The organism is Bradyrhizobium sp. C-145 (genome assembly GCF_023375135.1).
Classification (GTDB): Bacteria; Pseudomonadota; Alphaproteobacteria; order Rhizobiales; family Xanthobacteraceae; genus Bradyrhizobium; species Bradyrhizobium zhanjiangense.
The window spans coordinates 2,977,742-2,999,864 of record NZ_CP088150.1 but is presented as its reverse complement, the minus strand read 5'-3'; the positions used below and the strand labels follow the sequence as shown (position 1 = coordinate 2,999,864).

The following is a 22,123-nucleotide window of genomic DNA, read 5'->3' as shown; positions in this document are numbered from 1 at the left end:
GCCACCAACAAGCCTTGCAGGGCTTGAGAGGGGCGCAGCGATGCGCCCCCTTTCTTTTTTGCACGCGGCAAATGTCAGCATTGCTGCCGCAAGATTTTTCGGATCAGACAAATCCAGCGCTTGACGGTTGGCATTATGTATACCACACTTCTCCTGTCATTCACCCCAGGGAGGTTGCAATGCTGGTCGGAGACATTCTGCGCAAGAAGACGCCGCGCGTTGTCACGGTGCGAATGAACGAAACGGTGGGTATCGCCGCCAAGCTGATGCGCGCCAACAACATCAGCGCGCTGGTGGTGAAGGACGTGGTCCGCTCGGAAGGCAATACCGCGGTCGGCATGTTCACCGAGCGTGACGTGGTGCGCGCCGTCGCCGAGCACGGTGCGGCTGCCGTCAACGTCAAGGTCTCGCAGCTGGTCTCGGTACAGCAGCTCGTCTCCTGCACCTCGAGCGATACGATCGAGCACGTTCGTCATCTGATGAACCGTCATCACATCCGCCATTTGCCCGTGATCGACGATTACAGCCTCGTCTCGGTCATCAGCATGCGCGACATCGCCGCTGCCGTTGACGAGGCCACCAACTCGACGCCGCAAGCCGCCTAAAGCGGCAAGCCTTCCCCTGCGACTACCGGCCCCGGCTCGGATGCTTCCGAGCCGGACCGGATCTTTCGTCCCAAATTCCGGCTTCTGCTCCTTCGCGAGGACTTCATGAAGATCTGCATCTACGGCGCCGGCGCGATCGGCGGTTATCTCGGGGTTCAGCTCGCGCGCGCGGGCGCCGATATCAGCCTGGTGGCACGCGGCGCGCACCTTGCCGCGATGCGCGAGCGCGGCCTCACGCTGCTCGCGGGCGAGGAGAAGCACACCGTGCATCCGCGCTGCACCGACGATCCCGCCGAGCTCGGCGTGCAGGATTACATCATCATCACGCTGAAGGCGCATTCGATCACCGGCGTGATCGAGAAGATGCAGCCGCTCTTGGGCCCGCACACCCGCATCGTCACCGCGGTCAACGGCATCCCCTATTGGTACTTCTACAAGCACGGCGGCCCATACGAGAATTCGACGCTGGAGAGCATCGATCCCGGCGGCCGGCAGTGGCGCGAAATCGGCGCCGAGCGCGCCATCGGCTGCATCGTCTATCCCGCCACCGAGATCGAGGCGCCCGGCGTGATCCGCCACGTCTACGGCAACAATTTCCCGCTCGGCGAGCCCTCGGGCGAAATCACGCCGGACGTGCAGCGCCTCGCCGATCTCTTCGTCGCAGCCGACTTGAAAGCCCCGGTGCTCGACCGCATCCGTGACGAGATCTGGCTGAAGCTGTGGGGCAATGTCTGCTTCAATCCGATCAGCGCGCTGACCCATGCAACGCTCGACGTGATCTGCACCGATCCGGCGACGCGCGCGCTGTCGCGCGCGATCATGGTGGAGACGCAAGCCATCGCCGAGACCTTCGGGGTCAAATTCCGCGTCGATGTCGAGCGCCGCATCGAGGGCGCCCGCAAGGTCGGCGCGCACAAGACCTCGATGCTGCAGGATCTCGAGCGCGGCCGCCCGATGGAGATCGACCCGCTCGTCACCGTGGTGCAGGAGATGGGCCGCCTCACCGGCATCGCCACGCCCGCGCTCGACTCGGTGCTGGCGATGGTGACCCAGCGCGCTCGCATTGCCGGCCTCTATGACGGCGTCTCGACACCATCAGATCCTCGCGCACTGGCGGTGGCGTGATGGCGGGCGAGATGAAACAGTGGCTGCGCTTCCGCCACGCCGGTGCGACCGGCTTCGGCACGCTGACGTCGTCAGGCATCAGCGTGCACGAGGGCGAGATGTTCGGCCGCCATGCAGCCACTGGCAAGGTTCTGGCGCTGTCGGACGTCGAGCTGCTCGCGCCTTGCGTACCCAGCAAGATCGTCGCGCTCTGGAATAATTTCCACGCGCTCGCCGCCAAGCTGAACCAGCCCGAGCCGCCGGAGCCGCTCTATCTGCTGAAAGCCACCACCAGCATCACGACGCCCGGCGCCGTGATCCGCCGCCCCTCTTATTACGACGGCAAGACCACTTACGAGGGTGAGCTCGGCATCGTCATCGGCAGGACCTGCGCCCGCGTCTCCCCTGGCGAAGCGGACAGCTTCATCTTCGGCTACACCTGCGTCAACGACATCACCGCCAACGACATCCTGACCAGCGACCCCACCTTCCCGCAATGGGCCCGCGCCAAGGGCATCGACGATTACGGCCCGTTCGGCCCCGTTATCACCACCGGCCTCGATCCGGCCAAGCTCGTGGTCCGCACCATCCTCAATGGCGCGGAGCGGCAGAACTATCCGATCTCGGACATGATCTTCAGCGCGCAGGAGCTCGTCAGCAAGATCTCGCATGACATGACCCTGCTCCCCGGCGACCTCATCGCCGTCGGCACCTCGGTCGGCGTCGGCGTGATGAAAGAGCCGGTGAACACCGTGACCGTCGCGATCGACGGCATCGGCGAGCTGACCAACGAGTTTCGGCTGTAGCGGCAGGCACCGTCCCGTAGCGTAGCCGGATGAGTGAAGCGACATCCGGGATCACGCTCTCCCCTCGCTTCGCTCTACCCATCCTACGGGCTACGGACAGCCATCACGCAGCTCCGAAACATCCATACACATCACATCTCCGCGCGCCCGACATATGCCGCCAACATGTCCCGCGCTCGCCGCAACTTGGACGTATTCGGCCGCCCTTCTGTGAGGCGTGTCTGGGGGCACGGCATCGCCGTGTTTGGACCAAACCTGCTAGGGGTATGACTGTGAAGAAGATTGTAATTGCTCTGGGTGCCACGCTTGCTCTGGTGACGGCCGCGAACGCTGCGGATCTGCCGCGCCGCCAGCCCGTGCCGGTCTATCCGGCTGAGCAGGCTCCGATCGGCAAGATGCCGATTGGCAAGAGCCCGGTTGGAAAGGCCCCGATCGGCAAGGCGCCCGGCCCGGTCGCAGCGCGTTACTGACGCGCAATACGATACGCATCTCGCGTAGAGCGGCTGAGAGTCGAGGGGCAACAGCGTGACGTACAAACCTGATCGATCCGGATCCTGCATCCTCGCGGGCTTCGCGCTCGCGGCCATGATCGCATGCACGATGCCCTCGGCCTCGGCCCATGAAGCGAACAAGCGCGTTGCCGATGCGAACGCGCTTGCTACGACCGACACCGCATCACGACCGGCGCCGCAAGCGACGCGGCGTCCCGTCGCACGTGCGGAGAAAGGTCCGTACTACGTCGACTTCCGTGCCCGCACCGCCGCCAGCTGGGGCCACGCCTTCGTCTGGTACGGCAAGACCAGCGAGCGTGCGGTCGAGGTCGCGGGCCTCACGCCCGCCGGCGACACGCTTGCTTACGTGCTCGGCCACCTCACCTTTGTGCCCTCCGAGACCGGCGCGAGCTACGGCGATCTCGATCCGGAATATCTGACCGCGAGCTATCGCGTGTACCTCAACGAGGCCGACGCCAAGCGCGTATTCGCGTATATCAAGAAATTGCAGGCGAACTCGCCGGTGTGGAACGCCGAGACCACCAACTGCACCGGCTTCATCGGCGACATCGCCGAATTCATGGGACTGCAGGTCCCCAACCGCTGGCAGCGCCCGGAAAACTTCGTCAACCGCCTCAAGGAAATGAACGGCGGCCGCCAGATGGTGCGGCTGTCGGCGGAGTAGTTCTCCAGTCTCGTAGCACTGTCATTGCGAGCGCAGCGAAGCAATCCAGAATCCCTCCGCAAAGGCGGCCTGGATTGCTTCGCTGTGCTCGCAATGACGATGTTGAAGCAGCGAGCACTCATCTATTGACCGTCACCCTGAGGTGCGCGCTCTGCGGCGCATCGCGGCGCTGAGCAAGCCTCGAAGGGCGACAGCCCGGCTCTCGCAGCGTGGCCGCTCATCCTTCGAGGCTCCCCATGGGACGCGTTGCATCCCATGCCTCGCACCTCAGGACGACGGATCTAAAACCCCAATTATCCGCCCGGCGGAATCCCCTCACCTGTCGCATGATCGCCCCGCCTGCACCGCACGGCGCGACAATAGACATTTCCCGGCCCGGGCGGCATCCTGACGCCAACACGCGATAACAGATCGCCACACCGGCGGGGGAAACAGATCATGTTGCAGACACGGTTCACCAAACTCGTCGGCGTCGAGCATCCGATCGTCCAGGGCGGCATGCAATGGGTCGGGCGGGCCGAGCTGGTCGCCGCGGTCGCGAACGCAGGGGCGCTCGGCTTCATCACCGCGCTGACCCAGCCGACGCCGGAGGACCTGACCAAGGAGATCGCGCGCTGCCGCGACCTCACCGACAAGCCGTTCGGCGTCAATCTCACCATCCTGCCGGCGATCAAGCCGCCGCCTTATGCCGAATACCGCGCCGCCATCATTGAGAGCGGGATCAAGGTGGTCGAAACCGCCGGCAACAAGCCGCAGGAGCATGTCGACGAGTTCAAAAGGCACGGCGTCAAGGTCGTGCACAAATGCACCAGCGTCCGCCACGCGCTCTCGGCCGAACGCATGGGCGTCGACGCCATCTCGATCGACGGCTTCGAATGCGCCGGCCACCCCGGTGAGGACGACACGCCCGGCCTGATCCTGATCCCGGCCGCCGCCAACAAGGTCAAGATCCCCATGATCGCCTCCGGCGGCTTTGCCGATGCCCGCGGCCTCGTCGCCGCGCTGGCGCTCGGTGCCGACGGCATCAACATGGGCACGCGCTTCATGGCCACCAAGGAAAGCCCGATCCACCAGCTCATCAAGGAGAAGATCGTCGCCAATGACGAGCGCGAGACCGAGCTGATCTTCCGCACCATGCGCAACACCTCGCGCGTCGCGAAAAACGAGATCTCGACCAAGGTCGTCGCGATGGAGAAGGAAGGCGCCAAGTTCGAGGACATCCGCGAGCTCGTTGCCGGTGCCCGCGGCAAGATGGTCTACGCGACGGGGAATTCGGACGAAGGGATCTGGTCGGCCGGCCAGGTGCAGGGCCTGATCCAGGACATCCCAAGCTGCGCCGAGCTGGTCTCCCGCATCGTTCGCGAGGCAGAGGCGATCATCCGCGGCCGGCTGCAGGGAATGATTGCAGGCGCAGCGGCGCAGGCTGCGGAGTGATCGCCGATGTGATTTGAACACGGCGCCCGCCACCGCGAAGGTATGCTCCCCTCTCCCCGCAAGCGGGGAGAGGCGAAGAGCACCGCCTCCGGTTAAACCAGTTCGTCAAATGCCAGAAAGCAACTTATGAAGGCTTACGTCTACGGCCCTGATGGCGCTACGATTTCCGATGTCGTTCAACCAAAACCTAAAGGCACGCAGGTGCTGGTCCGCGTCCGCGCCTGCGCCCTCAACCGCGCCGACACCGGCATGCGCAAGGGGCACGCCCACGGCGCGGCCGGCGGCGTCGGCACCGTGCTCGGCATGGAATGGGCCGGCGAAGTCGCCGAGCTCGGGCCGGATGCGAAGGGCGTGAAGGTCGGTGACCGCATCATGGGATCGGGCGGCGCCGCGTTTGCCGAATATACGCTGGCCGATCACGGCCGCCTGTTCCACGCGCCCTCGAACATGAATTTCGAGGAGGCGGCCACCCTGCCCGTCGCGCTCGCGACCATGCACAACGCCGTCGTCACCGTCGGCGGCGTGCAGGCGGGCCAGACCGTGCTGATCCAGGGCGCGAGCTCCGGCGTCGGCTTGATGGCGATGCAGATCGCCAGGCTCAAGGGCGCAAAGCTCGTGATCGGCTCGTCGACCGACGCCACCCGCCGCGGCCGGCTGAAGGAGTACGGCGCCGATCTCGCCGTCGATAGCTCCGATCCGAAATGGGTCGACGACGTCCTGAAGGCAACGAACGGCGAAGGCGTCGATCTCATCGTCGACCAGGTCTCGGGCAAGGTCGCCAACCAGAACCTCGCTGCAGCGAAGGTCAAGGGCCGCATCGTCAATGTCGGCCGGCTCGGCGGCACCCATGCCGACTTCAATTTCGACCTGCACGCCGCCCGCCGCATCGACTATGTCGGCGTCACCTTCCGCACCCGCACCATCGAGGAGGTCCGCGAGATTTTTGAGGAGGTTCGGAAGGATATCTGGAGTGCGGTGGAAGCGCGAAAACTGCAACTGCCGATCGACAAGGTGTTCGCGTTCGACGACATCGACAAGGCGTTCGAGCACATGGAGGCGAACAAGCATTTGGGGAAGATCGTCGTGACGGTGTGAGGCATCGGCAGTCTCGTAGGGTGGGCAAAGCGAAGCGTGCCCACCACAAGCGTTTGATTAGGAGACACTTGTCGGTGGGCACGGCGCTTTGCGCCTTTGCCCACCCTACGAGACTGAGCTTGTGGCATGAGCGAGCATTCAATTCGGAAGCATTCGCAACGACTTCGCTCCTGCAACTCACTAGCGACTACAGCTGTGGATCGTGGCTTGATGTTCACCCGCGGACTGCTAAATCCCCGCCATGACCTCCCAGCCCAACAAGACCACGGTCGCCGCGATCTCGATCTTCGCCAGCGGCGGCATGGCGGCGGCCAAGTTCGTGGTCGGGATCGCGATCGGCTCGCTGGCGCTAATCTCCGAAGCCCTGCATTCCTCGATCGACCTGGTCGCGACCATCATCACCTGGGCGGTGGTGCGGGTGTCCGACAAGCCGGCGGACCAGGAGCACCATTATGGCCATGGCAAGCTGGAGAGCATCTCGGCGCTCGGCGTTACCGCCCTGCTCTACGTGCTCGCCGGCGGCATCCTGGTCGAGGCCTATAGCCGGCTGCGTGAGGGAACCCCGCCGCCGACCATTTCGGCCGTGCCCTTCGTCGTGCTGGTGATCGACATCGCCGTCAATCTCTGGCGCGCCCGCGCGCTGCACCGCGCCGCGCAGGAGACCAGGAGCCAGGCGCTGGCCGCCGACGCGCTGCATTTCGCCTCCGATGTCATGGGCTCGTCTGCCGTGATCGTGGGCCTGGTCCTCGCCGGGCTCGGCTTCTGGTGGGGCGACGCGGCCGCCGCCGCCGCCGTCGCCGTTCTGATCGCGGCTCTCGGCCTGCGCATGGCGGGCTCGACCGTGCAGACGCTGGTCGACCGCGCGCCGGAGGGCGCCCAGGAGAAGGCCACGGCCGCGATCCGCAGCGTGCCCGGCGTGATCGATGTCGAGCGGCTGCGCCTGCGCATGGTCGGGGCGACCATGTTCATCGACACCATCGCCAAGGTGCCGAGGACCTATCCGATCGACCGCCTCGAGGACATCAAGCACAACGCGCAGGCCGCCGTCACAAGAGCGTTCGGCGACGCCGACCTCACCTTCACCGCCGTCCCCGTTGCACGCAACAACGAGACCGTGCGCGACCGCATCATGGTGATCGCGCGCAATTCCGGCCTCGCCGTCCACCACGTCACGGTGCACGACCTCGGCACCAAGCTGATCGTCGGCATCGACCTCGAGGTCGACGGCGAGATGCCGCTCGAGGCCGCCCATGAGGTCGCCAACACGCTGGAACGCAACATCCAGGAGGAATTCGGCGAGGACGTCGAGGTCGACGTCCATATCGAGCCGCTGGAACCCGAGTTGCCGTTCGGCGTCGACGCCCCGCCGGAACGGGTGCAGACAATTGCCGCCGCGCTGGCCGAGTTTGCCGGCGAGGGCGAGATCCACGACATCCACAATGTGCGCGTCCGCAACACCGACGCCGGCGAGATCGTCAACTTCCACTGCCGCGCCGCGCCATCGATGAGCGTGATCAGGGTGCACGAGCATGTCGACGCGATCGAGCGCGCATTGCGGCGCGCGTTCCCGAGCGTGAAGCGCGTCATCAGCCACGCCGAGCCGCCGCGTGCGTGACTTAGTACGCGAGGAGTCACACGTTCTCGTTTCGGACTCGTTGCGCACGTCCATTTACGGACACGCAGTGTGCAAACTGCGCGTTGGATAAGAATAATTTCGCGTTAACGATTCGTTGACTCTCGACAGCCCGCGAAAACTGGATTCAAATCGGTGTGATTCGAAAGCGACGTGGGGCTGCTTTCGAGCCTAGTTGCAAGCAGGTTTTCAGGGGGCCGAAGGCATGTCGCGTGCAGACGCCGCGAACGCGTGCGTCCAATCCGATTCGATCAAGGGATTGGCGCAATCGATCGCGAAACCTGCCTATCACCGGCTACTGATCGCGGAGCCAGCGCTGCGCCGCGCCGTGCCGACGCTCATTATCGCCTTCCTGATCACGATCTGCCTCGGCGCGTTCGTGCAGGTCGTCGACCAGACGCGCCAGAAGCGACTGGTGATCCGTCACGACATCTCGGCGCTCGCCGATTTGCTGGCCGAACGCATCGACCGCCTCACCTCCGTGCGGCAGGAGCGGCTCAAGAACATCGAGAGCCTGCCGACGCTGCTGCCTGACCTCATTCCATCCTGGGGCACGGCCTCGGGCCGCCACGTCATCGTCACCTCGGCCGGCATCGACCGCCGTATCCTCGCCCGCATCCCGGTCGAGAGCGATCCCTCCGGCAACGACCGCCTGCTCGATGCGATCACGACGGCGCAACTTATCGCGGCGCCGCCGCGCGACGGCAACATCGCCGACATGACGCTGCCGAACGGCAACGCCGCGATGGCGACCTCGCGGCAGATCAAGTCGCTGCCCGGCTTCGTCACCGTGATCCAGGAACGCAACGAGCCGATCTGGGGCTCGGACGCCGCGCTCTCGGTGACGCTGTCGGCGACCACCGGCTTCGTGGTCCTGATCCTCGGCTTTGCCTTCCACTGGCAGTCGACCCGCGCCCGCGAAGGCGACCTCATCAACGACGCCGTGCGCGGCCGCATCGACACCGCGCTCAACCGCGGCCGCTGCGGCCTGTGGGACTGGGATCTGTCGCGCGGCCGGATCTTCTGGTCGCAGTCGATGTTCTCGATGCTCGGCCTCGACGGCCGCAACGAGCTACTCACATTCGGCGAGGTCAACGCGCTGGTGAAGTCCGACGACATCGATCTGTTCGAGATCGCCGATCGGCTCATCTCCGAGAAGATCGACCACATCGACCAGACCTTCCGCATGCAGCATGTCGACGGCCACTGGATCTGGCTCCGCGTCCGCTGCGAGAAGACGCGCGGGGCGACCGATTCCAGCGTCCACCTGATCGGGATCGCCGTCGACATCACCGAGCAGAAGAGCCTCGCCGAGAAGACGGTGGAAGCCGATCTTCGCCTGCGCGACGCGATCGAGACCATTCCGGAAGCCTTCGTGCTGTGGGACGCGAGCGACCGCCTGGTGCTCTGCAATTCGCACTTCCAGCGCTTGCACAAGCTGCCCGACACCGCCGTGATCCCCGGCACCTCCTACGAGACCGTGCTCGAGGTCGGTCGCATGCCGGAGGTGCGCACCCGCCACAACGAGACCGCTGCCCAAGGCCCTGGCGCGCGTACCTTCGAGGCGCAGCTCGACGACGGCAGCTGGCTGCACATCAGCGAGCGCCGCACCAAGGACGGCGGCTATGTCTCGGTCGGCACCGACATTACCCGCATCAAGGAGCACGAGCAGAAGCTGGTCGACAACGATCTGCGCCTGCGCGCCACCGTAATCGACCTCAAGCGCTCGCAGGCCGCGCTCGAACGCCAGGCGGTCGAGCTCGCCGATCTCGCCGAAAAGTACCAGCGCGAGAAGACCCGCGCCGAGGAAGCCAACCAAACCAAGTCGAAATTCCTCGCCAATATGAGCCACGAGCTGCGCACGCCGCTCAACGCCATCATCGGCTTCTCCGAGATCATGGGCTCCGGCATGTTCGGTGAGCTCGGCTCGGAGAAGTACCAGGAATACTGCGAGGACATCCTGACCAGCGGCCATTATCTGCTCGAGGTCATCAACGACATTCTCGACATGTCCAAGATCGAGGCCGGCCGCATGAAGCTCGACATGGAAGAGCTGGACCTGTCGCGGACGCTGGCGGAATCCCTGCGGGTCGTCACCGGCCGAGCGCAGGACAAGCACCTGACGCTCGACGCCGACATCGCCAAATCCATCTCCGTCGTCGCCGATCGCCGCGCCACCAAGCAGATCATCGTCAACCTGCTGTCCAACGCGGTGAAGTTCACGCCCGACGGCGGACGCGTCGTGGTGCGCAGCCGGCAGCTCGACGACCGGATCGTGCTGATGATCGCCGACACCGGCATCGGGATCGCGCCGCATTCGCTGGCGCGACTCGGCCGCCCGTTCGAGCAGGTCGAGAGCCAGCTCACCAAGACCTATCACGGCTCGGGACTGGGCCTCGCCATCGCCCGCTCGCTGGCGCAGCTCCACGGCGGCTCGATGCGGCTGCGCTCCAAGATCGATGTCGGCACAGTGGTGCGCGTGACGCTGCCGCGCGACGCGATCAAGGCCGCGTCCGGGATATCGGCGGCGGCTTAGAGCTTCCTGTAGATCCGACTGGCTTTAGGTTGAATCGATTGCCGCGGCTCGTTCACCTCTCCCGCTTGCGGGAGAGGTCGGCGCGAAGCGCCGGGTGAGGGCTGTCTCCTCTAGGGGATTGTCCCATTGCGGAAACACCCTCTCCCCAACCCTCTCCCGCAAGCGGGAGAGGGAGTGCACTTCCTTGTGGCAATCAAACGTGATCTCATTGCGCTCGATAAATCTACAATTGCAGCGTCGGCGCGACCTCGCGCGCGACATTGACCAGCGCCGCGATCAGCGGCGTCATCGGATCGCGCTGCGGGATCACCATGCCGATGCTGTAATTGACGTCGGGATCGACGATCGGGATCGAGCGCACCGTGTCGGACAGGCCGAGCGTCTCGGCGAGCTTGGCCGGCATCACGCTCGCCCAACGTCCCGTCTTGACGTGCGTGAACAGCACCAGCAGCGAGTTCGAGGTCAGCGTCGGTGTCGCCTCGGCACCGACCGAGCGCAGCGCACGGTCGATGATGCGGCGGTTCTGCATGTCGGGCGTGAGCAGGCACAGCGGCACCTGCCCGACCTCGGTCCAGGTCACCGTCTCGCGGTCACCGAACATCGCATCGGGCGCGGTCAACAGGCGATAGCTCTCGTTGTAGAGCGGAATGGTCCGCACCTTGCCGATCGGCTCGTTCTCGATATAGGTCAGCCCCGCATCGACCTCGAGATTTTCGAGCAGTCCCAGCACCTCGGATGACGTGGTGGACTGGATGCGGAAGCGCACCTCGGGATGCTTGGCGCGGAACGGCGTCGTCAGCGCGGCGACCATGCCGAGCACGGTCGGGATAGCCGCGATGCGAATCTCGCCGGAGAGCTGATGTTTCAGCCCGTTGATCTCGTCGCGCATGGCGCGGGCATCGCCCACGATCCGCCTTGCCCAGTCCAACGCCCGCTCGCCTTCCGGCGTAAAGCCCTGGAAGCGCGACCCGCGCTGGACCAGCATCACGCCGAGGATCTCCTCGAGCTGCTTGAGCCCGGTCGACATCGTCGGTTGCGTCACGCCGCAGACCTCCGCCGCGCGTCCGAAATGCCGCTCCTTCGCCAGCGCCAGCAATAGTTCAAGCTTGTCGATCAACCGGTCGTCCCCTCGAGTTCTGTCGTGGCATGCAAGCTAGCACGCTCGCCCCCTCCCAACACGCAAAAACACCGGGCAGAACACCCATAATTGCATTTTCAGATCGACCGATCGTCCTTGCCAATCGATCGGAGTTCGCAATCGCAGCACGGGACAGCTTTATTGATCTTCGAATGATTCCAAATAGTTTGGGCGGAAGAAACGCTCAGGTTGAGAACGAAGAATGACAGCGGTTTATGATTGGGACGAGACGCGCGGCGCCGAGATCATCGCCGAACACGCTCAGCAGGAAGGCGCGACGCTCGTCATCCTGCATGCTCTTCAAGAGGCGTTCGGCTACGTGCCGGAGGCCGCCATTCCCATGGTGGCGCAGGCGCTGAATCTGTCACGCGCCGAAGTGCACGGCGTGTTCACGTTCTACCATGATTTCCGCCACAAGCCGGCCGGTCGCCATGTGCTGAAGCTCTGCCGCGCTGAAGCCTGCCAGGCCGCCGGCGGCGATGCGCTGGCGGCGCGCGCCGAGGCGAAGCTCGGCGTGGCGCTCGGCAACACCACGGCCGACGATCGCGTCACGCTGGAGCCGATCTACTGTCTCGGCCTGTGCGCCACCGCCCCGTCCGCGATGCTCGATGGCCGCCTCATTGGCCGGCTCGATCAGAAGCGCCTCGATGCGCTGGTTGCGGAGGCGCAGCGATGAGCATGCGTCTCTACGTCTCACGTGATGCCGGTGCGGTTGCCGTCGGCGCTGACGAAGTCGCGCTGGCGCTGGAGCAGGCTGCGGCCAAGCGCGGCATTGCTATCGAGATTATCAGGACCGGCTCGCGCGGCCTGTACTGGCTGGAGCCGCTGGTCGAGGTCGCGACGCCACAGGGCCGCATCGCCTTCGGCCCGGTCAGCGAGACCGATGTGCCCTCCCTGCTCGATGCGCTCGCCAGCAACACGCCGCATCTGCTGCGGCTGGGGGCCACTGACGAGATCCCCTGGCTGAAGCGCCAGACCCGCCTCACCTTCGCCCGCTGCGGCGTGATCGATCCGCGCTCGCTCGACGACTACCGCGCCCATGGCGGCTACAAGGGCCTCGAGCACGCGCTGTCGCTCGGCACGGATGCTATCCTGAATGAAGTGACCGCGTCCGGCCTGCGCGGCCGCGGCGGCGCGGGCTTTCCGACCGGCATCAAATGGAAGACGGTCGCGCAAGCGAAAGCCGACCGCAAATTCATCGTCTGCAACGCCGACGAAGGCGACAGCGGCACCTTTGCCGACCGCATGATCATGGAAGGCGATCCGTTCCTGGTGATCGAGGGCATGACGATCGCCGGCATCACCGTCGGCGCCACCAAGGGCTATATCTACGTCCGCAGCGAATATCCGCACGCGGTCGAGGCGATGAATGCCGCCATCGCAGCGGCGAAGCGTGGCGGCTATCTCGGCGCGAACATCGGCGGCTCGAAGCAAGCCTTCGATCTCGAGGTGCGCGTCGGCGCCGGCGCCTATGTCTGCGGCGAGGAGACCTCGCTGCTGGAAAGCCTCGAAGGCCGCCGCGGCATCGTGCGCGCCAAGCCGCCGCTGCCGGCGCACCACGGCCTGTTCGGCAAACCGACCGTCATCAACAACGTGCTGTCGTTCGCCGCCATCCCCTTCATCCTCGCCGAGGGCGCCAAGGCCTATGCGGATTTCGGCATGGGCCGCTCCCGCGGCACGATGCCGATCCAGCTCGCCGGCAACATCCGCCATGGCGGACTGTTCGAGACCGCGTTCGGCGTGACGCTCGGCGAGCTCGTCGACGACATCGGCGGCGGCACGTTCACGGGCCGTCCGGTCCGTGCCGTGCAGGTCGGCGGGCCGCTCGGCGCGTATTTTCCCCGCGCGCTGTTCGACACACCGTTCGACTACGAGGCCTTCGCCGCGCGCGACGGCCTGATCGGCCATGGCGGCATCGTCGTGTTCGACGACAGCGTCGACATGCGCAGGCAGGCACGCTTCGCCATGGAGTTCTGCGCCATCGAATCCTGCGGCAAGTGCACGCCCTGCCGGATCGGCTCGACCCGGGGCGTCGAGACCATCGAGAAGATCATCAACGGCGAGCGCGTGAGCGAGAACCTCGCGCTCGTCGAAGACCTCTGCAACACCATGAAATTCGGCTCGCTCTGCGCACTCGGCGGCTTCACGCCCTACCCCGTGCTCAGCGCATTGAAGCACTTCCGGGAGGATTTCGTCCCGGCGCCGACCACGCTTCAGGCCGCGGAATAGGAGAACGACAATGTCTCTGATCGAAGAAATCGACTTCGGCACGCCGCGTTCGAAATCGGAATCGATGGTGACACTGACCATCGACGGCAACCAGATCTCGGTGCCCGAGGGCACCTCGATCATGCGCGCGGCGATGGAAGCCGGCCACCAGATTCCCAAACTCTGCGCCACCGACATGGTCGACGCGTTCGGCTCCTGCCGTCTCTGCCTGGTCGAGATCGAGGGGCGCGCCGGCACGCCGGCCTCCTGCACCACGCCCGTGATGAACGGCCTCGTCGTGCACACCCAGACCGAGCGGCTGAAGCAGCTGCGCAAGGGCGTGATGGAGCTCTACATCTCCGACCATCCGCTCGACTGCCTCACCTGCGGCGCCAATGGCGATTGCGAATTGCAGGACATGGCCGGCGCGGTCGGCCTGCGCGACGTGCGCTACGGCTATGAGGGCGAGAACCACGTCTTCGCCAAGACGGATGGCTGCACCAACGACCACTGGATGCCGAAGGACGAGTCCAACCCGTACTTCACCTACGATCCTTCCAAGTGCATCGTCTGCTCGCGCTGCGTCCGCGCCTGCGAGGAGGTGCAAGGCACCTTCGCGCTGACGATCTCGGGTCGCGGCTTCGACAGCCGCGTCTCGCCGGGCATGAGCGAGAGCTTCCTCGGTTCCGAATGCGTCTCCTGCGGCGCCTGCGTGCAAGCCTGCCCGACCGCGACGCTGACCGAGAAGTCGGTGATCGAGATCGGCCAGCCCGAGCACTCCGTCGTCACCACCTGCGCCTATTGCGGTGTCGGCTGCGCCTTCAAGGCCGAGATGCGCGGCGAAGAGGTCGTGCGCATGGTGCCGTACAAGGACGGCAAGGCCAATCGCGGCCATTCCTGCGTCAAGGGCCGCTTCGCCTGGGGCTACACCAACCACAAGGAGCGCATTCTCAAGCCCATGATCCGCGAGCGGATCGAGGATCCCTGGCGCGAAGTGTCGTGGGACGAGGCATTCTCGTTCGCCGCCGCGAAGATGCGCGGCATCCAGAAGAAGTACGGCCGCGACGCTATCGGCGGCATCACCTCGTCGCGCTGCACCAACGAGGAAACCTATCTGGTGCAGAAGCTGATCCGCGCCGGCTTCGGCAACAACAATGTCGATACCTGCGCCCGCGTCTGTCACTCCCCGACCGGCTACGGCCTCGCCACCACCTTCGGCACCTCCGCCGGCACGCAAGACTTCGACTCCGTGGAAGACACCGATGTCGTGCTCATCATCGGCGCCAACCCCGCCTCGGCTCACCCGGTGTTCGCCTCGCGGCTGAAGAAGCGGCTGCGCCAGGGCGCCAAGCTGATCGTGATCGATCCGCGCCGCACCGAGATGGTGGAATCGCCGCATGTGAAGGCGCTGCACCTGCCCTTGATGCCAGGCACCAATGTCGCCGTCATGACCGCGCTGGCGCATGTCATCGTCAGCGAAGGCCTCGTCAATGAAGCCTTCGTGCGCGAGCGCTGCGACTGGAGCGAGTTCGAGGAATGGGCCGCCTTCGTCGCGCAGCCCAAGAACAGCCCGGAGGCGACCGCGATCCTCACCGGTGTCGATCCCAAGGCGCTGCGCGAGGCTGCCCGCATCTACGCCACCGGCGGCAACGGCGCGATCTATTACGGGCTCGGGGTCACCGAGCACAGCCAGGGCTCGACCACCGTGATCGCGATCGCCAACCTCGCGATGGCGACAGGCAATATTGGCCGTCCCGGCGTCGGCGTGAACCCGCTGCGCGGCCAGAACAACGTGCAAGGCTCCTGCGACATGGGCTCGTTCCCGCACGAGCTGCCCGGTTACCGCCACATCTCCGGCGATGCCGTGCGCGACCAGTTCGAGGCGCTGTGGAACGTCAAGCTCAACCCGGAGCCGGGCCTGCGCATCCCCAACATGTTCGATGCCGCAGTCGAAGGCACGTTCATGGGGATCTACGTGCAGGGCGAGGACATCCTCCAGTCCGATCCCAACACCTCGCACGTGGTGGCGGCACTGTCGGCGATGGAATGCGTCATCGTCCATGATCTCTTCCTGAATGAGACCGCGAACTACGCGCACGTCTTCCTGCCCGGCTCGGGCTTCCTGGAGAAGGACGGCACCTTCACCAACGCCGAGCGCCGCATCCAGCGCGTGCGCAAGGTGATGACCCCGAAGAACGGCATGGCCGATTGGGAGGTCACCATCGGCCTTGCCAGGGCGATGGGTTTCGAGATGAGCTACAGCCATCCCTCCGAGATCATGGACGAGATCGCGGCGCTGACCCCGACCTTCGCCGGTGTCTCCTACGCCAAGCTCGACGAGCTCGGTTCGGTGCAGTGGCCCTGCAACGAGAAGGCGCCGGAGGGCACGCCGGTGATGCATATCGACGGCTTCGTCCGCGGCAAGGGCAAGTTCGTCGTCACCGAATATGTCGCGACCGACGAGCGCACCGGCCCGCGCTATCCGCTGCTGCTCACCACGGGCCGCATCCTCAGCCAGTACAATGTCGGCGCGCAGACCCGGCGCACCGACAACGTGGTCTGGCATGCCGAGGATCGCCTCGAGATCCATCCGCACGATGCCGAGCAGCGCGGCGTGCGCGACGGCGACTGGGTACGGCTAAAGAGCCGCGCCGGCGAGACCACGCTGCGCGCCGAGATCACCGACCGCGTCGCACCGGGCGTCGTCTACACTACGTTCCACCACCCGGACACGCAGGCCAACGTCATCACCACCGACTATTCAGACTGGGCCACCAACTGTCCCGAATACAAGGTCACGGCGGTGCAGGTCTCGCCCTCGAACGGCCCGTCGGACTGGCAGAAGGCTTATGACGCGCAGGCGCGGCAGTCCCGCCGCATCGTGCCGGCCGAGGCTGCGGAGTAGAGGGATGCACGTGCCGGTCCAGGCCATCGACCGCAACAGCTGGCGCGACGGTGCCGCGTCCGAAGGGGCGCGGCTGATCCCGGAGGAGACGCCGCTGGCGCTGACCTACAACGGCGGCACCTACGCCGTCATGATGGGGACACCGCAGAATCTGGAAGATTTTGCGGTCGGCTTCAGCGTGAGCGAAGGCGTCGTCGGATCGGTCGACGACATTCGCTCGCTCGAAGTGGTCCGCCTCGACGACGGCATCGAGCTGCGCATGTGGCTGGCATCGGAAGACTCCGCGCGTATCAGCGAGCGTCGGCGCCACATCGCGGGCCCGACCGGCTGCGGCATCTGCGGCATCGAGTCCATTGCCGAGGCGGTGCGGCCGGCGGCCGTGGTGCCGCAGGGGCAGAGCTTCACGCCGGACGAAATCATGGCGGCGATGCAGGCCATCGCGCCCCTGCAATCGATCAATCTGCAAACCCGTGCCGTTCACGCCGCCGCGTTCTGGTCCCCTGCCGGCAACATCGTCGCGCTGCGCGAGGATGTCGGCCGCCACAACGCACTCGACAAGCTCGCCGGGGCGCTAGCGCGCAGCCGCACGGATGCGCGCGGCGGCATGGTGCTGCTGACGAGCCGCGTCTCGGTGGAGATGGTGCAGAAGACGGCCGCGATCGGCGCCCCCGTGATGGTCGCCGTGTCCGCGCCGACCGCGCTCGCGGTACGCACGGCAGAAGCCGCCGGCATCACACTGATTGCCATTGCCCGCCAGGACGGGTTCGAAGTGTTTTCGCATGGTGACCGGGTCGTCGCCCGCCATGCCACGGAGGTTGCCGATGTCGCCTGACCGCTTGATCTACATGGCCAACCAGATCGGCAAGTTCTTCCAGAGCCAGGGCCATGACAAGGCCGTGCCTGGCATTGCCGAACACATCAAGAAGTTCTGGGATCCCCGCATGAAGCGCGCGATCTTCGTCCATCTCGATGCGGGTGGAGTGGGGCTCGAGCCAAACGTGCGCGAGGCCCTCACCTCGCTGAAGCAAACTACAACCCTTCCAGCAGCGCCCTGAACACGCGCCGCACCTCGCTCTGCGTTTCCTTCACACGCGCCTCCAGCGACGAGAAGTCCGGCGCGTCGCCAGCGCGCGCCATCACGCGCAGGAGGTCGGTGCCGGCGGTTTCCGGCTTGAAGCGCTCGCTGACGCAAAGCCGCAAGATCTGCGTGAGGTCGTGATAGAGCCGCGCCGCGGCACGCAATATCTCGGTCTCCGATTGCGCGAGCACGCCAAGCCTGCATGCATTTTCCAGTACCTGCAGGGTGCTGACGTCGAGGATCTCCGGCTTGTCGTGGGCATGCACGAGCTGGAGGTATTGTGCGATGAAATCGATGTCGACCATGCCGCCGGCGGCATGTTTGAGATCCCAGCAATCGGCCTCGCCCTTCTCCTGGGCAATCGCGCGCCGCATGTCGGCAACGTCGTGGGTGGTGATTGCGGGATCGCGGCGGCGGGTCAGAACATCGCGGATGACGCGTTCGATCCGTTCGCGGAATTCGGGCGACGCCGACACCACGCGGGCGCGCGTCAGAGCCATGTGCTCCCAGGTCCAGGCCTCGTTGGCCTGGTAGTCCGCGAACGAAGTGAGGCTCGAGGCCACGGGGCCGGCACGCCCCGACGGACGCAGCCGCATGTCGATCTCGTAGAGCACGCCGTAATTGGTGCGCGTCGTGAAGGCGCTGATCAGGCGCTGGGTGAATCGAGCGAAATAGTGGGCCCCCTGCAGCGATTTCGCCCCGTCGGAGTCCGGATTGTCGCTGTCGAAATCGTAGAGCAGGATCAGATCAAGATCGGACGAGGCGGTCATCTCGCGGCTGCCGAGCCGGCCCATCGCGATGATCGCGGTATGCTGATCCCTGATGCGGCCATGCTGGGCGGCAAAGCGATCGGCGACAAGCCCATGCACGGTGTGGACGATGCCTTCGGCGACGTCGGCAAAAGCGGTGCTCGCTTGCTGCGCCGAGACCGTGCCTGACAGGATGCGCGTGCCGATCAGGAACAGGCTCTCCTGCCCGAACAGGCGCAGGCGATCGAGGAACTCCTCGTATGAGCCCGCGTCCTGCACAGTCGTCGCAAGCCGTCCCGACAATTCCAGCCTGTCGGGCATGGCGCCGAAGAAGCGCGGATCGATCAGACCGTCCATGAGCTGCGGCTGCCGCGCCAGCATCTCGCCGAGCCGGGGCGCCGCGCCCAGCACCAGCGCCACCAGCGCGACGAGCTCACGGTTCTGGCCGAGCAGCGTGATCAGCCGGCCACCTCGTTGGAGCGCCCCCAGGAACTGATCGAACGCCACCACCGCGCGATCCGATTCCTCGGCATGCGCGAGACCGTCGATTAGGGCCGGCACGAATTCGATGAAGGCGCTGCGCGTCGCCTCATTGCGAAACACGCGATAATCGCCGGTGATCCAGTCGCGCACCGTCTGCGCGACGGCGGCCGGCTTCTTGAAGCCGAGCGTCACCAGGTGCTGAAGCAGGCGCGGATCGTCGGGACCGGCACTGTAGTCGAGCATCGGCAGCAGTTTGTCTGTCCCAGTCGGATCGTCGCCCTCGAACAGTTTTTCGTAATGGCCCTGCACGATCTCGAGCTGGCGCAGCAGATCACGGGCAAACGCCTCCCGATCCGGATAGCCGAAGAACCAGGCGAAACGCTCGACGGCTTCCTTGTCCTCGGGCAGCGTATGGGTCTGCTCGTCGGCGATCATCTGGAGACGGTGCTCGACCCGGCGCAGGAATTCGTAAGCCGCGGTAAGCTCGTCGCGCGCCGCAAAGGTGATCCAGTTGCTGGAGGCGAGCACATCGAGCGCTTTGAGTGTCGGCCGCACCCGCAATTCCGGATGGCGGCCGCCGGCGATCAACTGCTGCGTCTGCGCGAAGAACTCGATCTCGCGGATGCCGCCGCGCCCGACCTTGACGTTGTGGCCTTCGACGGCGACCTCGCTCTGGCCGCGATAGGTCTGCATCTGCCGCTTCATGTCGTGCACGTCGGCGAGCGCGGCGAAGTCGAGATGCTTGCGCCAGACAAAGGGCGCGATCTCGGCCAGCAAAGCCTCGCCTGCCTTGGGATCGCCGGCGCAGGCGCGCGCTTTGATCATCGCGGCGCGTTCCCAGGTGCGCCCTTCCCGCTCGTAATAGTTCAGCGCAGCGTCGCGGGAGATCGCCACCTGCGTCGAGGACGGATCTGGCCGCAGGCGCAGATCGACGCGGAACACGTAACCGTCATAGGTGCGCTGCTGGAGGATGCGCGCCATGCCTTGCGTCACGCGGACGAAGAACGGCTGCGGCTCGATATCGGGCGCAAGCGTCGTCGCATCGGGATCGAAGAACACGATGAGATCGATGTCGCTGGAATAGTTCAGCTCGCCCGCGCCCATCTTGCCCATCGCGAGCACGATCAGCCCGCAGCCTTGTTCGGGCGCCTCGGGATCGGGCGGTGAGAGCTTGCCGCGTGCGGCTTCCTGTCGCAGCAGGTATTGGAGCGCCGCCTGGACCGAGAACACCGCGACATCAGTCAGCGCCGACGTCACCCGCATCACCGGCCAGACGCCGCCGATATCGCATAGCGCGGTCAGCAGCGCTGCCTCCGCCTTCATCCGGCGAAGCAGGCGCATCACCTTGGGCTCATCCGGCGCCGCGAGCACCGCGCCCCTTGCCTCCGCCATCAGCGCCGCCAGATGCACATCCGGATCGCATTCGAGCAACCGGATCAGGCGCAGGGGATCGGCGCGCACCAGATCGAACAGATAGGGCGAGAATTCCGCGATGCCGGTCAAAATATCCCGAGCGAAGGGTTGAACCAGCAGGGATTCGAGACGGGCCGATTGCGCCGGCTCGAGCTCGGCCAGCCAATTCCCAAAACGTCTTTCGTCGGTTGTGGAAGCGGCAACATAGGGAGCCTCCACGAAGCGTGCCGCGAGGCTCTTACCATGCTTGTCCGCGTTTCCCGGCGCGGAGTGGTTCATGCCACCTTCTGTGGCACATCCTGTATTGGCGGAGCAACCCTGTCGCCGGCGCCCGCGCGCGCCGGCAGCACCAGCGTGGCGACGAGACCGGGATGGGCATCGCCCAAGCGCAATTCGCCGCCGTGCAATGTCGCAACCGCCGAGGCGAGGCTGAGGCCGAGGCCGGAGCCGGGCAGCGTGCGGCTGGCCTCCAGCCGCACGAATCGCTCGACGACGTGCTTGCGATCCGCTTCGGGTATCCCCGGACCACGGTCGGTGACGCTGAGCAGCACCTGGTCGCCTTCGCGCCTCGCCTCGATCGTGATTTGCCTGGCGTCCATGCTGACCACGGTTCCCGCGGCCTGAGCCGCCGGCTTGCCGTATTTGATCGCGTTCTCGACGAGATTGGCGAGCGCCTGGCTGATCAGTTCGCGATTGGCGTGAACCGGCGTCGGCTCGGCCTTGACCTTCAGGGTCATGCCGTCATCTTCGGCAAGCGGCTCATAGAGCTCATGGATGCCACCCGCGACCTCGGCGGCGTCGAAATCGTCCATGTTGCCGCGCGCCTGCCCGGACTCGGCACGCGCGATCATCAAGAGCGCGTTGAAGGTGCGGATCAGCCCGTCGGACTCCTCGATGGTGCGCTCCAGCGCGGCGCGGTAATCGGCCTCGCAGCCCGATTTCGCCAGGGCTTCCTCAGCGCGGTTGCGCAAGCGCGTCAGCGGCGTCTTGAGGTCGTGTGCGATATTGTCGGAGACTTCCTTCAGCCCCGCCATCAGCGCCTCGATCCGCTCCAGCATGGCGTTGAGGTTTTCGGCGAGGCGGTCGAGCTCGTCGCCGCTGCGCCCTACCGGCAGGCGCTCACTGAGATCGCCGATCATGATGCGATGCGCCGTACCGCTCATCGCGTCGATGCGCGTCAAGACACGTCGCGCTACGAAGATGCCGCCGCCGAGGCCGAGCACCACGACGATCAGGATCGACCATTGCGCGGCCTTGGCGACGATGCCGAACAGCCGCCGCCGCTCGTCGAGGTCGCGGCCGATCAGGAGACGGAAGCCGTTCTCCAATTCGGTGACGCGAACGAGCGCGCGATGATCGCGCTCGTCGGCATCCTCGATCCGCCGATAGGCGGTCTCCGACCAGCCGCGCGTCGCCATCACGCCGGGCGCGAGCGAGCCGACATTGCCGGCGATCGCCTGCCCTGTCGGCGTCGTCACGAGATAGAGGTTGGCGCCCGGCCGCAGCGCCCGATACTCGATCGTGCGCACGAGGATGAACATACCGCGGCGCCCGTAGATCTCGTTGATCTCCGAGGTCTCGGAATTGACCGTCTCCGTGATCTCTTCGGTGATGAGCCGGCGCGTATTCCAGGCGAAATAGCCGAGCAGCGAAGCCGCGAACATCGCGAACAGCAGCAGATAGACCAGCGTCAGCCGGAACGCCGTGGTGCGGACGAGTTTACCGAATGCCGTCACGGATCATGTATCCATTGGGCCGGC

17 protein-coding genes are annotated in these 22,123 nt (G+C 65.6%); 14 read left to right on the top strand and 3 right to left on the bottom strand.

What is annotated here, in order from left to right; translation table 11 throughout:
* Window positions 1–179 precede the first annotated feature (179 nt).
* The 9 genes from LRP30_RS13860 (at window position 180) to LRP30_RS13820 (ending at window position 10,389) form a co-directional block, all read left to right on the top strand.
* On the top strand, window positions 180–605 hold the full coding sequence (locus LRP30_RS13860; RefSeq protein ID WP_091892232.1) for a CBS domain-containing protein: 426 nt from the start codon (window positions 180–182) through the stop codon (window positions 603–605).
* Between the two features lie 105 nt (window positions 606–710).
* The gene (locus LRP30_RS13855; protein WP_249760688.1) at window positions 711–1,730 is read left to right on the top strand and encodes a 2-dehydropantoate 2-reductase; all 1,020 of its coding nucleotides are present in this window, start codon (window positions 711–713) and stop codon (window positions 1,728–1,730) included.
* 11 nt (window positions 1,731–1,741) lie between these two features.
* The gene (locus tag LRP30_RS13850) at window positions 1,742–2,515 is read left to right on the top strand and encodes a fumarylacetoacetate hydrolase family protein (protein WP_249760687.1); all 774 of its coding nucleotides are present in this window, start codon (window positions 1,742–1,744) and stop codon (window positions 2,513–2,515) included.
* Between the two features lie 266 nt (window positions 2,516–2,781).
* A complete protein-coding gene (locus LRP30_RS13845) occupies window positions 2,782–2,985 on the top strand; it encodes a hypothetical protein (RefSeq protein ID WP_061020029.1) in 204 nt (67 codons plus the stop codon).
* A gap of 55 nt (window positions 2,986–3,040) precedes the next feature.
* Window positions 3,041–3,691, top strand: a complete 651-nt coding sequence (locus LRP30_RS13840) for a hypothetical protein (protein ID WP_128939090.1) — start codon at window positions 3,041–3,043, stop codon at window positions 3,689–3,691.
* A gap of 438 nt (window positions 3,692–4,129) precedes the next feature.
* Window positions 4,130–5,125, top strand: a complete 996-nt coding sequence (locus LRP30_RS13835; protein ID WP_249760686.1) for a nitronate monooxygenase family protein — start codon at window positions 4,130–4,132, stop codon at window positions 5,123–5,125.
* A 126-nt stretch (window positions 5,126–5,251) separates the two neighbouring features.
* A complete protein-coding gene (locus LRP30_RS13830) occupies window positions 5,252–6,220 on the top strand; it encodes a zinc-binding dehydrogenase (RefSeq protein ID WP_249760685.1) in 969 nt (322 codons plus the stop codon).
* Window positions 6,221–6,461: 241 nt separating this feature from the next.
* The gene (locus LRP30_RS13825) at window positions 6,462–7,835 is read left to right on the top strand and encodes a cation-efflux pump (protein WP_249760684.1); all 1,374 of its coding nucleotides are present in this window, start codon (window positions 6,462–6,464) and stop codon (window positions 7,833–7,835) included.
* A gap of 223 nt (window positions 7,836–8,058) precedes the next feature.
* Window positions 8,059–10,389 (top strand): PAS domain-containing sensor histidine kinase, encoded by a 2,331-nt coding sequence (locus LRP30_RS13820; protein ID WP_128946287.1) that lies wholly within the window; start codon window positions 8,059–8,061, stop codon window positions 10,387–10,389.
* Window positions 10,390–10,612: 223 nt separating this feature from the next.
* On the opposite strand, the gene LRP30_RS13815 is transcribed toward LRP30_RS13820, so the two are convergent.
* Window positions 10,613–11,506 carry a LysR family transcriptional regulator gene (locus tag LRP30_RS13815; protein ID WP_128934918.1) on the bottom strand — a complete coding sequence of 298 codons (894 nt, stop codon included), beginning with the start codon at window positions 11,504–11,506 and terminating at the stop codon, window positions 10,613–10,615.
* Window positions 11,507–11,729: 223 nt separating this feature from the next.
* Here LRP30_RS13815 and LRP30_RS13810 point away from each other — a divergent pair, with 223 nt between their 5' ends.
* Genes LRP30_RS13810 through LRP30_RS13790 form a run of 5 tightly spaced genes read left to right on the top strand, consistent with a single transcriptional unit; the run spans window position 11,730 to window position 17,695 of the window.
* On the top strand, window positions 11,730–12,203 hold the full coding sequence (locus LRP30_RS13810; protein ID WP_128934919.1) for a formate dehydrogenase subunit gamma: 474 nt from the start codon (window positions 11,730–11,732) through the stop codon (window positions 12,201–12,203).
* Window positions 12,200–13,756: an NADH-quinone oxidoreductase subunit NuoF gene (locus LRP30_RS13805; protein WP_249760683.1), complete on the top strand. Its 1,557-nt coding sequence runs from the start codon at window positions 12,200–12,202 to the stop codon at window positions 13,754–13,756. The genes LRP30_RS13810 and LRP30_RS13805 overlap by 4 nt, the downstream gene beginning before the upstream one ends.
* A gap of 10 nt (window positions 13,757–13,766) precedes the next feature.
* Window positions 13,767–16,640, top strand: coding sequence for a formate dehydrogenase subunit alpha (gene fdhF / locus LRP30_RS13800; protein WP_249760682.1), 2,874 nt, complete (start codon window positions 13,767–13,769; stop codon window positions 16,638–16,640).
* A 4-nt stretch (window positions 16,641–16,644) separates the two neighbouring features.
* Window positions 16,645–17,472 (top strand): formate dehydrogenase accessory sulfurtransferase FdhD, encoded by an 828-nt coding sequence (fdhD, locus tag LRP30_RS13795; RefSeq protein WP_249760681.1) that lies wholly within the window; start codon window positions 16,645–16,647, stop codon window positions 17,470–17,472.
* On the top strand, window positions 17,462–17,695 hold the full coding sequence (locus tag LRP30_RS13790; protein WP_164934545.1) for a formate dehydrogenase subunit delta: 234 nt from the start codon (window positions 17,462–17,464) through the stop codon (window positions 17,693–17,695). Before fdhD ends, LRP30_RS13790 begins: the two co-directional genes overlap by 11 nt.
* Here the strand turns inward: LRP30_RS13790 and LRP30_RS13785 are convergent.
* Window positions 17,670–20,642, bottom strand: coding sequence for a bifunctional [glutamine synthetase] adenylyltransferase/[glutamine synthetase]-adenylyl-L-tyrosine phosphorylase (locus tag LRP30_RS13785; RefSeq protein ID WP_249760680.1), 2,973 nt, complete (start codon window positions 20,640–20,642; stop codon window positions 17,670–17,672). The genes LRP30_RS13790 and LRP30_RS13785 overlap by 26 nt on opposite strands.
* Window positions 20,639–22,099 (bottom strand): ATP-binding protein, encoded by a 1,461-nt coding sequence (locus LRP30_RS13780; RefSeq protein ID WP_128934924.1) that lies wholly within the window; start codon window positions 22,097–22,099, stop codon window positions 20,639–20,641. Before LRP30_RS13780 ends, LRP30_RS13785 begins: the two co-directional genes overlap by 4 nt.
* Window positions 22,100–22,123: the final 24 nt, after the last annotated feature.

What these genes read in the sequence shown, in the direction of transcription:
- LRP30_RS13785 (WP_249760680.1), bottom strand. Translation starts at nt 20,642, where the DNA reads ATGAACCACTCCGCGCCGGGAAACGCGGACAAGCATGGTAAGAGCCTC.
- LRP30_RS13810 (WP_128934919.1), top strand. Translation starts at nt 11,730, where the DNA reads ATGACAGCGGTTTATGATTGGGACGAGACGCGCGGCGCCGAGATCATC.
- fdhD (WP_249760681.1), top strand. Translation starts at nt 16,645, where the DNA reads ATGCACGTGCCGGTCCAGGCCATCGACCGCAACAGCTGGCGCGACGGT.
- LRP30_RS13845 (WP_061020029.1), top strand. Translation starts at nt 2,782, where the DNA reads ATGACTGTGAAGAAGATTGTAATTGCTCTGGGTGCCACGCTTGCTCTG.
- LRP30_RS13830 (WP_249760685.1), top strand. Translation starts at nt 5,252, where the DNA reads ATGAAGGCTTACGTCTACGGCCCTGATGGCGCTACGATTTCCGATGTC.
- LRP30_RS13860 (WP_091892232.1), top strand. Translation starts at nt 180, where the DNA reads ATGCTGGTCGGAGACATTCTGCGCAAGAAGACGCCGCGCGTTGTCACG.
- LRP30_RS13835 (WP_249760686.1), top strand. Translation starts at nt 4,130, where the DNA reads ATGTTGCAGACACGGTTCACCAAACTCGTCGGCGTCGAGCATCCGATC.
- fdhF (WP_249760682.1), top strand. Translation starts at nt 13,767, where the DNA reads ATGTCTCTGATCGAAGAAATCGACTTCGGCACGCCGCGTTCGAAATCG.
- LRP30_RS13855 (WP_249760688.1), top strand. Translation starts at nt 711, where the DNA reads ATGAAGATCTGCATCTACGGCGCCGGCGCGATCGGCGGTTATCTCGGG.
- LRP30_RS13805 (WP_249760683.1), top strand. Translation starts at nt 12,200, where the DNA reads ATGAGCATGCGTCTCTACGTCTCACGTGATGCCGGTGCGGTTGCCGTC.
- LRP30_RS13790 (WP_164934545.1), top strand. Translation starts at nt 17,462, where the DNA reads ATGTCGCCTGACCGCTTGATCTACATGGCCAACCAGATCGGCAAGTTC.
- LRP30_RS13825 (WP_249760684.1), top strand. Translation starts at nt 6,462, where the DNA reads ATGACCTCCCAGCCCAACAAGACCACGGTCGCCGCGATCTCGATCTTC.
- LRP30_RS13850 (WP_249760687.1), top strand. Translation starts at nt 1,742, where the DNA reads ATGAAACAGTGGCTGCGCTTCCGCCACGCCGGTGCGACCGGCTTCGGC.
- LRP30_RS13820 (WP_128946287.1), top strand. Translation starts at nt 8,059, where the DNA reads ATGTCGCGTGCAGACGCCGCGAACGCGTGCGTCCAATCCGATTCGATC.